8 protein-coding genes are annotated in these 12,640 nt (G+C 68.1%); 4 read left to right on the top strand and 4 right to left on the bottom strand.

Going from position 1 to position 12,640, the window contains the following annotated elements:
• Window positions 1–9: 9 nt before the first annotated feature.
• The 3 genes from ACZLHH_RS00325 to ACZLHH_RS00315 all read left to right on the top strand — a co-directional run bounded on the left by ACZLHH_RS00325 (window position 10) and on the right by ACZLHH_RS00315 (window position 6,529).
• A complete protein-coding gene (locus ACZLHH_RS00325) occupies window positions 10–399 on the top strand; it encodes an I78 family peptidase inhibitor (RefSeq protein WP_004133799.1) in 390 nt (129 codons plus the stop codon).
• A gap of 175 nt (window positions 400–574) precedes the next feature.
• Entirely contained in the window at window positions 575–5,029 is a 4,455-nt protein-coding gene (gene gltB / locus ACZLHH_RS00320) for a glutamate synthase large subunit (protein WP_180844755.1), read from the top strand.
• Between the two features lie 54 nt (window positions 5,030–5,083).
• Window positions 5,084–6,529 (top strand): FAD-dependent oxidoreductase, encoded by a 1,446-nt coding sequence (locus ACZLHH_RS00315; protein WP_014035469.1) that lies wholly within the window; start codon window positions 5,084–5,086, stop codon window positions 6,527–6,529.
• Here the strand turns inward: ACZLHH_RS00315 and ACZLHH_RS00310 are convergent.
• Window positions 6,515–8,923 (bottom strand): ATP-binding protein, encoded by a 2,409-nt coding sequence (locus tag ACZLHH_RS00310; RefSeq protein ID WP_071228635.1) that lies wholly within the window; start codon window positions 8,921–8,923, stop codon window positions 6,515–6,517. The genes ACZLHH_RS00315 and ACZLHH_RS00310 overlap by 15 nt on opposite strands.
• Window positions 8,924–9,090: 167 nt before the next feature.
• Here ACZLHH_RS00310 and ACZLHH_RS00305 point away from each other — a divergent pair, with 167 nt between their 5' ends.
• The gene (locus ACZLHH_RS00305; RefSeq protein WP_180844754.1) at window positions 9,091–9,957 is read left to right on the top strand and encodes a methylglyoxal synthase; all 867 of its coding nucleotides are present in this window, start codon (window positions 9,091–9,093) and stop codon (window positions 9,955–9,957) included.
• 471 nt (window positions 9,958–10,428) lie between these two features.
• Here the strand turns inward: ACZLHH_RS00305 and ACZLHH_RS00300 are convergent, their stop codons facing one another.
• The 3 genes from ACZLHH_RS00300 to ACZLHH_RS00290 all read right to left on the bottom strand — a co-directional run bounded on the left by ACZLHH_RS00300 (window position 10,429) and on the right by ACZLHH_RS00290 (window position 12,607).
• Entirely contained in the window at window positions 10,429–10,755 is a 327-nt protein-coding gene (locus tag ACZLHH_RS00300) for a hypothetical protein (protein WP_132808696.1), read from the bottom strand.
• Between the two features lie 107 nt (window positions 10,756–10,862).
• On the bottom strand, window positions 10,863–11,642 hold the full coding sequence (locus ACZLHH_RS00295; RefSeq protein ID WP_005407504.1) for a M48 family metallopeptidase: 780 nt from the start codon (window positions 11,640–11,642) through the stop codon (window positions 10,863–10,865).
• Between the two features lie 59 nt (window positions 11,643–11,701).
• The gene (locus ACZLHH_RS00290) at window positions 11,702–12,607 is read right to left on the bottom strand and encodes a recombination-associated protein RdgC (RefSeq protein ID WP_005411825.1); all 906 of its coding nucleotides are present in this window, start codon (window positions 12,605–12,607) and stop codon (window positions 11,702–11,704) included.
• Window positions 12,608–12,640 lie beyond the last annotated feature (33 nt).

Here is a 12,640-nt window from a genome sequence, read left to right as displayed (position 1 = left end):
GGAGTCATGATGTCGTTCCCGATTCGCGCCCGTTCACTCTCCGCCCTGTTGCTGCCGGCCGTGCTGGCGCTGACCGCCTGCCAGGCACCGGCGCTGGATGAACAGGATTCGGCCACGGCCCACGCCCAGCAGGCCGCCGAAGCCGCCAAGGCGCCGGCCGACGAAGCCGGCAAGGCCACCGAGGCTCCGCCGGTCGGCACCTGCGATGCCAGCCAGGTGCAGAGCCTGGTCGGCCAGACCTACACCGACGCGCTGGGCAAGCAGGCGCAGGAAGATGCCGGCGCCAACCAGGTGCGCGTGCTCAAGCCCAACGACGTGGCCACGATGGAGTTCCTCGGCGACCGCCTGAACATCGAAGTGGACGCCAAGGGCGCCGTCAGCGGCGCGCGCTGCGGCTGAGTCCGGCCCCGCGCCGGCACTGGGTTGCCGGCGCGTTCTGTTGCACCTGCAACCGTGTATTGCGGCGTTGCAGCAACCTGTGATCTAGTCGAGGCATCCGGTGGCCTCACGATGCGCTCCAGGGATTGAGCGGGCTTGAGTGTCCCCGTTCAATTCATTCCGCATCGAGGTAGAGATGGCCCCCCGCAACCGCCAAGGGCTTTACGACCCGCGCTCCGAGCGCGATGCCTGTGGATTTGGCATGGTCGCCCAGCTCGACGATCAACCATCGCGCCTGTTGGTTGATACCGCCATCGCCGCGCTTTCGCGCATGACCCACCGTGGCGGTGTCGCCGCCGATGGCCTGACCGGCGATGGCTGCGGCCTGCTGCTGCGCCGCCCCGATGCGTTCCTGAAACTGCTGGCCAGCGAAGCCGGCATCGCGGTCTCCGCACGCTTCGCCGCCGGCCTGGTGTTCCTGCCGCACGACGCCGACGCGGCGCAGGCCTGCCGCGCGCAGCTGCAGGCGCAGGTGGAAGCGGTGGGCTGCAAGGTCGCCGGCTGGCGCGAGGTGCCCACCGATGACAGCGTCTGCGGCCAGCTGGCGCGCGACACGTTGCCGCGCATCGAGCAGGTGTTCGTCGACGCCGGCATCGGCCAGGACGATGCCGGCTTCGCGCTGGCGCTGTTCCTGGCCCGTCGCCGCAGCGAACAGCAGCTGCGCGGACACGCCGACTTCTACGTCACCACCCTCACCCCGGATGCGATCAGCTACAAGGGCATGGTGCTGCCGGACAAGCTCAGCCGTTTCTTCCCGGACCTGCAGCGCCGCGAGCTGGCCTCCAGCGCGATCGTGTTCCACCAGCGCTTCTCCACCAACACGCTACCGCGCTGGCCGCTGGCGCACCCGTTCCGCATGCTCGCCCACAACGGCGAGATCAACACCATCGAAGGCAACCGGCGTTGGGCGCAGGCGCGCAGCAAGGTGTGGAAGACGCCGCGCTTCGATATCGGTGAATTCGACCCCGTCATCTCCATGCACGGCTCTGACTCGCAGAGCCTGGACAACATGCTGGAGCTGATGGTGGCCGGTGGCATGGAGCTGATCCAGGCGCTGCGCATCCTGGTGCCGCCGGCCACCCAGTCGCTGGAATTCAAGGATCCGGACCTGGCCGCCTTCTACGAGTTCCATGGGCTCAACAGCGAGCCGTGGGATGGCCCGGCCGGCATCGTCGCCTGCGACAGCCGCTATGCGGTGTGCACCTTGGACCGTAACGGCCTGCGCCCGGCGCGCTGGATGCTGACCGCCGACCGCCACTTCCTGGTCGCCTCCGAAGCGGGTGTGTGGGAAGTGCCGACCGAGCGCGTGGTGCGCAAGGGCAAGCTCGGCCCGGGCGAGATGATCGCCATCGACCTCAAGCGCGGCGACCTGCTCGACTCCGATGCGGTGGATCGCATCAACCGCGGTCGCGCGCCGTACAAGCAATGGCTGCAGCAGGGCGTGACCTACCTGCAGACCGAACTGATCGACCCGTCGCTGGTGGAGGAACCCTTCGACGAAGGCACGCTGCGCAGCTACCACAAGCTCTACCAGCTCAGCAGCGAGGAAGTGGAGCAGGTGCTGCGACCGCTGGCCGAGACCGAGCAGGAAGCCACTGGCTCGATGGGCGACGACACGCCGATGGCGGTGCTGAGCCAGCGCAGCCGCCCGCTGTACGACTATTTCCGCCAGGCGTTCGCGCAGGTCACCAACCCGCCGATCGATCCGCTGCGCGAAGACTGTGCGATGTCGCTGTCCACCCAGCTCGGCAGGGAGACCAACATCTTCCACGCCGGCCCGGAGACGGTGAACCACGTCATCCTCAACTCGCCGGTACTGAGCCAGCGCAAGCTGCGCCAGCTGCTGAAGATGGACCAGTACGTGCAGGCCAACCGCCTGCTCGACCTGTCCTACAGCGAAGACGAGGGCCTGCGTGCCGGCATCGAGCGCATCTGTGCCGAGGCCGAACAGGCCGCGCGCGACGGCATGGTGATGCTGCTGCTGTCTGACCGCTACCCGGTGGCCGGACGGCCGATGGTGCATGCGCTGCTGGCCACCAGCGCCATCCACCATCACCTCTCGCGGCTGGGCCTGCGCTGCGACGTGAATCTCATCGTCGAGACCGGCACCGCGCGCGACCCGCACCACATGGCCTGCCTGCTGGGCTTCGGCGCTACCGCGGTGTATCCGTACCTGGCCTATCAGACCCTGTTCGACCTGGGCCGACGCGGCATCCTCAAGCTCAGCAAGGGCGGTGAGCAGTCGCAGATCGGCCGCCGCTACCGCAAGGGCGTCTACAAGGGCCTGTCGAAGATCATCTCGAAGATGGGCATCTGTACCGTGGCCAGCTACCGCGGCGCGCAGCTGTTCGAGATCATCGGCCTGGAACCGGAAGTCGTGGACCTGTGCTTCCCGGATACCGCTTCGCGCATCGGTGGTGCCGGTTTCGCGCGCCTGGATGCCGACGCACGCGAGCTGTGTGCGCAGGCCTGGGATGCGCAGCAGGACGTGGATGTCGGCGGCCTGCTGAAGTACGTGCACGGCGGCGAGTACCACATGTACAACCCGGACGTGGTGACCACCCTGCAGCGCGCGGCGCGCAGCGGCGATCCGCGTGCCTGGCAGCATTACTGCGATGCCGTGCACGCGCGTCCGCCGTCGGCACTGCGCGACCTGCTGGAACTGGTGCCGGCCGCTGCGCCGACACCACTCGATGACGTGGCGCCGGCCAGCGAACTGTTCCCGCGCTTCGATACCGCGGCGATCAGCCTGGGTGCACTGTCACCTGAGGCACACGAGGCGCTGGCGATTGCGATGAACCGCCTCGGTGGTCGCAGCAATTCCGGCGAAGGCGGCGAAGATCCTGCACGCTATGGCACCGCCAAGCGCAGCAAGATCAAGCAGGTGGCCTCGGGCCGCTTCGGCGTCACCGCCGAATACCTGGTCAATGCCGAAGTGCTGCAGATCAAGGTCGCGCAGGGCGCCAAGCCCGGCGAAGGCGGCCAGCTGCCCGGGCACAAGGTCAACGAACTGATCGCGCGGCTGCGCTATGCGCGCCCGGGCATCGGCCTGATTTCGCCGCCGCCGCACCACGACATCTATTCGATCGAGGACCTGGCGCAGCTGATCTACGACCTCAAGCAGGTCAACCCGACCGCGCTGGTGTCGGTGAAGCTGGTCAGCCATGCCGGCGTCGGCACGATTGCCGCGGGCGTGGTCAAGGCCGGAGCGGACCTGATCACCATCTCCGGCCATGACGGCGGCACCGGTGCCTCGCCGGTCAGCTCGATCCGTTATGCCGGCGTGCCGTGGGAACTGGGCGTGGCCGAAGCGCACCAGGCGCTGCTGGCCAACGATCTGCGCGGGCGCACCCTGCTGCAGACCGACGGCGGCCTGAAGACCGGCCTGGACGTAGTCAAGGCCGCGCTGCTGGGCGCGGACAGCTTCGGCTTCGGCACCGCGCCGATGATCGTGCTGGGCTGCAAGTACCTGCGCATCTGCCACCTCAACAACTGCGCCACCGGCGTGGCCACCCAGGACGAGCGCCTGCGCGAGAACCACTTCACCGGCCAGCCCGAGCGCGTAGAGAATTTCTTCCGCCTGCTGGCCGAGGAAGTGCGTGGCTGGCTGTCGTACCTGGGTGTGCGTTCGCTGGAAGAAATCGTAGGCCGCACCGACCTGCTGCGGCAGATCGAGGCGGCGCCGCGCGACGGCGTGCGCGTGGACCTGTCACGCCTGCTGGCCGATGCCCGCTACGAGGGCAGTCACTGTGCGGCGCAGCGCCTGTACGAATCGCCGGACAGCCTGGCCACGCAGATGGACGGCCTGCTGGCCCCGGCCATCGAACACAAGCGCGGTGGCGAACACCGCTTCCTGATCCACAACACCGACCGCAGCATCGGCACCCGCCTGGCCGGTGCGGTGGCACGCGCACACGGTAACCAGGGCATGGCCGAGGCGCCGCTGGAACTGCGTTTCCGCGGCAGTGCCGGGCAGAGCTTCGGCGCGTTCAACGTCGGCGGCCTGCACCTGGAAGTGGAAGGCGAAGCCAACGACTACGTCGGCAAGGGCATGGCGGGCGGCCGCCTGGTGGTGCGTCCGCCGCGCGGCGCCCGCTTCGAGGCACGCAGCACCGCGATCATCGGCAACACCTGCCTGTACGGTGCCACCGGCGGTGAACTGTTCGCTGCCGGTCGTGCCGGCGAACGTTTCGCCGTGCGCAATTCCGGCGCGCTGGCGGTGGTGGAAGGCGCCGGTGACCACTGCTGCGAGTACATGACTGATGGCGTGGTGCTGGTGCTGGGCAAGGTCGGCCTGAACTTCGGTGCGGGTTTCACCGGCGGGCTGGCCTACGTGCTGGACGTCGACCGCGACTTCGTCGACCGCTACAACCACGAGCTGATCGACATCCATCGCGTGTCCGCCGAAGGCTTCGAGAACTACCGCCAGCACCTGCACCGCCTGATCGGCCGCCATCGCGAGCTGACCGGCAGCATCTGGGCGCAGCAGATCCTGGACGAGTTCCGCGACTACATCGGCAAGTTCTGGCTGGTCAAACCGAAGGCCGCCAGCATCGAGTCGCTGACCGAAACCCTGCGACGCGCCGCGTAACGGTAGTGCCGGCCGCTGGCCGGCAACGTTCCCCCCCGCATTCCAGAGCCCGCCATGAGCCGCAAGCACGCCTTCCAGTTCCTCGATCTGCCCCGCACCATGCCGCAGCGCATTCCGGTGGAACTGCGCACGTCCGGCGACTGGGGCGAGCTGTATGGCAAGTTCGGCAAGGAGGACGCCCAGTACCAGGCCGGTCGCTGCCTGGATTGCGGCAACCCCTACTGCAGCTGGAAGTGCCCGGTGCACAACGCCATTCCGCAGTGGCTGCAGCTGGTGCAGGAGAACCGCATCCACGAAGCCGCCACGCTGTGCCACAGCACCAACCCGCTGCCGGAGGTGTGCGGCCGGGTCTGCCCGCAGGATCGACTGTGCGAGGGCAGCTGCACGCTGGAGGAATTCGGTGCGGTCACCATCGGTGCGGTGGAGAAGTACATCGTCGACACCGCGCTGGCCAGCGGCTGGCGCCCTGACCTGGGCGCGGTGCAGCCCAGCGGCCACAGCGTGGCGGTGATCGGCGCCGGTCCAGCCGGCCTGGCCTGCGCCGATCGCCTCGCCCGCGCCGGCATTGCCGCGGTGGTCTATGACCGCTACGAGCAGATCGGCGGCCTGCTGCAGTTCGGCATTCCCAGCTTCAAGCTGGACAAGGACGTGATCCACCGCCGCCGCGAAGTGCTGGAGGGCATGGGCGTGCAGTTCCGCCTCGGCGTGGAGATCGGCCGTGACCTGAGCGTGCAGCAGCTGCTGGACAGCCACGACGCGGTGTTCGTCGGCACCGGCGCCTACCGCTACACCGATGGCGGCCTCGACGGCCAGGACCTGAAGGGCGTGCTGCCGGCCCTGCCGTTCCTGGTGCAGAACAGCCGCATCGTTGGCGGCGATGATCCGAAGGGCCGGCCGATTGCCGGCTGGGAAGACACCATTGCCCTGCCCGACCTCAACGGCAAGCGCGTGGTGGTGCTCGGTGGCGGCGATACCGGCATGGACTGCGTGCGCAGCGCGGTGCGGCTGGGCGCGGCCAAGGTCACCTGTGCCTATCGCCGCGACGAAGCCAACATGCCCGGCAGCGCGCGCGAAGTGGCCAATGCCCGCGAAGAAGGCGTGCGCTTCCTGTTCAACCGGCAGCCGCTGTCGATCGAAGCCGGCGCCGACGATGAAGTGATCGGCGTGACCGTGGTGGAAACCCGGCTGGGCGAGCCCGATGCCAACGGCCGCCAGAACGCCGTGCCGATCGAAGGCAGTGAATCGCTGCTGGAAGCGGACGTGGTGATCATCGCCTTCGGCTTCTCGCCGAGCGTGCCGGCGTGGCTGGCCGAGCTGGGCGTGGAAGGCCAGTCCAACGGCCGCATCGTGGCCGGCGGCAAGGACCGCCTGCCGTTCCAGACCGCGCATCCACGCCTGTTCGCCGGTGGCGACGCGGTACGCGGTGCAGACCTGGTGGTGACCGCCGTGGCCGAAGGCCGCGATGCCGCCGCCAGCATCGTGCGGCTACTGGCCCACTGAGTCCGGTACCAGCAGTGCCGCCAGCAGTGCCCGCAGTGCGTGCGGCTCTACGGGCTTGGCCAGGAAGTGGTCGATGCCAGCCGCACGACAGGCTTCGCGGGTGCTTTCCATCACGCTGGCGGTGAGCGCGATGATCGGCACCTGCGCACGCGCCGGGCAGGCATCGGCACGGATCGCCCGTGCCAGCGCGAAGCCATCCATGCCCGGCATGTGGCAGTCGGTGATGACCAGGTCGAACGGCTGCGCCTGCCATGCTTCAAGCGCCGACCGTCCATCGGTACAGGCGTGGACCTGCAGCCCGAGCGCACACAGGTGCTGCTCCAGCAGATGCAGGTTGGTGGGATGGTCTTCAGCCATCAGCACGCGCGCCGCCGGCAATGGACGCTCGTCCGCAACCGCCGGCGCGGGCGCGGCCACGGGTGCCTCACAGGCATCCAGGTCCAGATCCAGCCACACCGTGGTGCCCTTCCCGGGTGAGCTGCGCAGCTGCAGCTCCGCCCCCATCGAGATCGCCAGCTCACGGCAGATCGCCAGGCCCAGCCCACTGCCGCCGAAGCGCCGCGTGGTCGAGCGCTCCGCCTGGGTATAGGCAGCGAACACCGCCTGCTGGCGCTCCTCGCTGATGCCCACGCCGCTGTCGCTTACCTGCAGGCGCAGTCGCTGGCCCCAGTCGCGTTGCTGCAGTACCTGCACCTGCAGTTCCACGTGGCCGTGCCGGGTGAACTTCAACGCGTTGCCGGCCAGGTTGAACAGGATCTGGCGCAGGCGCAGGCCATCGGCCAGCGATCCCGGCTGCATCTCCGGATCAAGCACCACCTGCAGGTGCAGGCCTCGGCTGGCGGCCACCGGCATCAGCAGCTGCTGCACCGCGCGCACCAGTGCCGCCAGGTCGGTGGGCCGCAGCTGCAGTGGTGCGCCCTCCAGGCGTTGGCTGTGCAGTACATCGTCGAGGATCTGCCGCAGCATCCACGCGGCATCATCGACGGTGGCCAGCACCTGCTGCTGGCGTGGCTCCAGCCTGCTGCCCGCCAGCCGTTCGAGCATGCCCAGCAGCGTGCTCATCGGGGTGCGGATCTCGTGGCTCATCGTTGCCAGGAAGTGCGCCTTGGCCTGTGCCGCCTGCTCGGCCTCGCGACGCGCTTCGGCCAGCGCGCGGGTACGTGACTGCACCTCACTGACGTCGATCCAGTAGCCGCTCCACTCGACGTCGCTGTCGTCGCAGGACAACGGCCGCCCATGCGAGCGCACCCATCGCCAGCCCTGTGGCGAGCGGGTGCGGAAGGTGACGTCGATCGGGCCACGCGCCAATGCAGCCATCTCGACGCAGGCCATCACCTGGTTGCGGTCATCCGGGTGGACCGCGGCCAACAATCGCTGGTGATCGATCCGCGCGGTCTCCACGCTGATTCCGAACAGAGCCTGCACGTCCCCGGCGATCTGCGGAAAGCTGTAGTTGCCGCCCGCCGAACGACGCGCCTGGTAGACCACCGCCGGCAGGTTCGCGGTCACCTCCTGCAGGCGCTGCTCCACCCCTCGGCGGCGCACGCTCTCGCGATGGACCCGCCAGTAGCCGAAGGCATGGACCAGCGCCAGGGCGAGCAGGATCAGCGAGGCCGGCACCAGCCAGCGCAGGGGCGACGATGACGGAGCGTTGCGCGGCCGGTCCGGCAGCCAGGCCGCGCGGATCTGATCGCGCTCGGTATCGGTCAGCTGCGACAGCGCCTGTTCGAAGCCGGCGATGACATCGGCGCAGGCGGGCGTGGTCGCCAGCACCAGGGCATCATCGAAACCGGCCGGCGCGGCGATCAGCAGTGCATCGCCCTGGTAGCGGCGCAACGCCGCCTCGACGTCGCCGAGGTTGGCGACCACCGCATCGATCAATCCGGTGCCCAGCAGCGGGAGTGCATCGTCCAGCGCTGCCGGTGGCAGCAGCTGTGCACCCGCTGCCTGCTCGGCCAGCAGCCCCTGCAGCGGCACCCGGCTGGGGCTGGCCACAATGCGTCCACGTAGATCTTCCAGGCCCAGCACCGGCGGCGCATCCTCCCGGCGCACGATCACCTGTGGCAGCTGCAGGTAGGGCGTGCTGACCACCCATCCGGCAGGCAGTTGCGAGCGTGGCCATCCCAGCAGCGCCTGGGTGCCGGCCGGCAGCTCGTCCCGGTCCACGCTGGTGGCCGGCACGGGCAACAGCTGCAGTGGCCGTTGCCCGCCCAGCAGCTTCAGGTACGCCGCGCCGAGCCCCCGGGCTTCGCCCTGTTCGCTGGACGACAAAGGAGCACGGTCGGACGGCCAGGCGATGCGCAGCGGTGTGCTGCAGCCCGTGGCGGAGGCCGCGGCAGGCAGCAGCAGGCTGGCCATGACAGCAATGGCTGCCGGGAAGCCGGCGACATTCACGGTAGGCATCCTCATCTCGCGGGCGGAAGGAACGGCCGCGCTGCGGTACCGCTGCCTGCCACGCTATCGACGCCCGGGCCGACGGCAATGAAGAAAGTTGTAAAAGCATCCAGATGGGGGAATGCCGACATACACTGCCGCCTTCACCCGTACCTGCGGAGCGTTCGATGCGCATCGGCCTGGCTGCCAACCGTCTTCATCACCACGACGCGCGCGCTGCGCTGTTCCGTTGGCTGCGCAGCAGCGAGGCCGGCCTGCGCGAGCTGGGCGTGTCGCTGCATGCGGTCGGCCGCACCCATGACGCGATCGAACGGCAGGGCTTCCTGACCGGGTACGCGGGCCTGCACCGTTATCCCTACGGACGCGAGGGTGGCCTGATGAAGCTGGTCGCCGAAGTCGTTGGCATGGGTCCGGAACGGACACTGGATGGCGCGATCTACCTGATCGACCCGGTCGATCCATCCTCGGTGTTTCCGGAAGCAACCGCGCTCAAGCGGCAGTGCGTGATCCACGGCAAGCCGTTCATTTCGACCGTGGCCACCGCACGCGACTGGGTGGAGGTGGAGCGCGTCCACGCCGGGCTGGCAGCCGATGCCGGCGCCGACGACCTGCATGCGTTCGAAGGCCAGACGCTGGCGCTGATCGCGCACGATGCGATGAAGCCGGCGATGCTGGCCTTCGCCGATGAGCACTTCGATGTGCTGGCCCGGTTCGGTGAGCGGGTGGCCACCGGGACCACCGGCCAGCGTTTGAACGAGCTGGCCTGGAGCCGGGGCTGGCCGCGTGATACGCCGTGGGTGACGCGCTACCAGAGCGGTCCGATGGGCGGTGATGCGCAGATTGCCGACCGGGTGCTGGAGGGGCGTTGCCAGCGCGCGATCTTCTTCGAGGATCCGCATGTGGCGCGCCAGCATGAGGCGGATATCCAGCTGCTGGAGCGCGCGGTGACGACGGTGACCGATCAGGCGGTGTGCATCACGGCGCCGCGGGTGGCGGCGCGGTGGGCGGCGGCGGTGGCGCTGCGGGCGGGGTGAGGGTTTCGGCCAACGGCTGAGCCCCTCGTGGTGGGTGGTATCCGAAGGCAAAGCCGTGCTTGGCCTGGCGAGGTGGATTGCGCAGGGATCGCTGCAAGTACGTCCTTGTAAGCTCGGTCGCCGCATCCATGCGGCTCACGCCCCTGCGCAACCCACCCCGCCCGGCCACGGACAGATTCCGGTGTGCCCACCACGGAAGAAAGAAAAGAAGAGCAGGAGCGGGTCGCGCGCTGCGCGCGCTCCTATGTAGAGCCGAAGGTTGCAGCAGGAGCCGCTGCCAACGTCGCTTGCGACGGCCCGAAGGGTGCCGGTCAGGACGACCGGCATCGCCATGCTCGGCTGCTCTTCGACGTGATGACTGGAACCCCGCGCTGGGCGTGTCAGCCAAACATGCGCTCTGCTCTTGCGTCCTATGCTGGGGGAGCTTCTATCCAGGCTCCGTTCTGTGAGAGCGCCGATGCACCGCCAAGTTCAGCGCGCGAGCCTGTTGATGTGGAAGTCACACCCTTGTGCCTGGCCCCAGAATGTAATGGCGATAACCCCCGCCATCACCACGGCCCCGCCATAGGTGGTAGACAACATCAGTATCGAGAGGCGTTTGTTCTCAAATCTGAAAACCCGCCGGTACATCTCGAACATGCCCTCGAAGGTATTCATGTTGATTCCGTTCTTTTTGCAGTATGCGTTTGCAGAAAGTACGGCGGTTAACCCTGCAATCACGCACAGTGCAAAGCCGGCGATCCTGATGATTTGAAGCAACTCGCACATAACCTCTCCCGGAACATCGGTACCGCGCACGCTCGGATGCGGGCCAGTGTCTATTGTGAAGCCCCTTCTGTTGAAGGAGCGCGCCGAAGGCGGGGGTAGAGGAAGAATGCGCGGGCAACTGCTATAGCGCCCGCGCGCTATAGCAGTTGCCGCAGCATCGCCTTCAGTCGGCGCCCTTCGAGCTGGAAGTAATCGCGCTGTTCGCGCCAGGCGGGGAAGCGTTGTTCCACTTCGTGCCAGAACGCGGGCGAGTGGTTGGGCTGGATCAGGTGGCAGAGCTCGTGCACCAGCACGTACTCGAACGCCTCAGGCCGGCCCAGTACCAGCGCCAGGTCCAGTGCCATGCTGCCATCGGGGGCGAGCGAGCCCCATTGCGAGGACATCACCTTCAATCGCAGGCGGCTGGGTGCGCGCGGCAGGGTGGGCAGGTACTTCGGCAGCCAGCGGCCGACGTCGGCGCGGGTCTGTGCTTCGTAGAATTCGCGCAGCAGGCGGCGCAGGGTGGCGTCACCACCACGTGTCGGCCACTGCACGCAGGCACCATGCGCGTCGATCTCCAGGCGCGCGTAGCGGCCTTCCTGCCAGCGCAGCGGCAACAGTTCGCCGCGCAGGGGCAGCACGCCGTCTTCGCCCGGCTGCAGCGGTGCCGGCAGGCCCTGGCCCTGGTACTGGCGCAGCTGCAGCGCCAGCCAGTCGCGGTGCTGTTCCAGGAAACGTTCGCCCATCACCAGGCTTGCGCGCGGCGGCAGGGTCAAACGTGCGCCGCGTTCGTCCACGCTCAGCTTGATGCGGCGCGCACGTGGATCGCGCACGCGCAGCACCTCGATCTCGGCATCCTCCAGGCGCAGGCGAACGGTGTCGCGCTGTACGGTGGCGGGCGGGGTCGGGCTGATCAGGCGGCGCAGCAGACGGCTCATGCGCCCAGCATAGCGCCGCTTCGGGCCGCCGGATGACCGGCGGCCGTCGGGCTGCCTGTTCAGTCAGCCTTGCTGAGCTTGAAGGCTTCTTCCAGCAACAGGAACAGGCGGCGGATCTCGGCGCTCTGCAGGGCGAAGCGGGCGTCGAACTCGGCGCGGCGGCCGTCTTCGTCGGCATGCTCCAGCTGGTCCAGGGCGCCGTCGAGGAACTTCAGCTTGCGCACGATCAGGTCGTCGCCGATCACGAAGGACAGGTTGTCTTCGAAGATCAGCGCCAGCTTGGTCACCTGCTTGCCGGCGTCCAGGTGCTTGTCGATCTCGTCGCAGCGCAGTTCCTGGTGCTGGCACTTGACCACCGCACCGCCCTCCACCGGGTCCTTCATCTCGCATTCTTCGCCCAGGCTCAGCCCGGTCGGCAGCGGCTCGCCGGCGATCCAGCCGGTCAGGATCGAGCGCGGCGCGACTTCGGCATTCAGCGGCATCGCCGGGAAGCTGCCGAGCAGGCCGCGGATGTCGGACATGAAGTACTCGCCGGTCTTGCGGCTGGAGGTATCCACCGCCACGTAGCCGTGCTGCAGGTCGATGAAGGCGTCGTTGCGCGAGGACTTCACGAAGGCGCGCGGCAGCAGTTCATGCAGCAGGTCGTCCTTCATGCGCTTGCGCTCGCGGCCACCCGGGCGGCGGCCTTCCTTCTCCTCGATCTCCTCCAGCTTGCGCTCGAGCAGGTCGTTGACCACCGCCGCCGGCAGAATCTTGTCCTCGCCGCCCACGGTCAGCCACAGATGTTCGGCGATGCGGTGGGAGAGCAGTTCCTTCTCCTCGCGGCCGAACGGCGAGATGAAGCCGCGCGAATTCATTTCCAGCGCGCCGACCGGCTTCAGCAGCGCGTGCGGCAGCAGGGTGTCGACTTCGGAAAAATCGGTGGTGGTCGGGAAACGGAAGAACGTCAGGTTGCGAAAGAACATGGAATTCCGGATGGCAAAGAGGAAGGGCGACCG

The organism is Stenotrophomonas sp. 28608_Sma, from assembly GCF_056486185.1.
The sequence above is the reverse complement of the archived record's forward strand: the minus strand, read 5'-3'. Positions and strand labels throughout refer to the sequence as shown.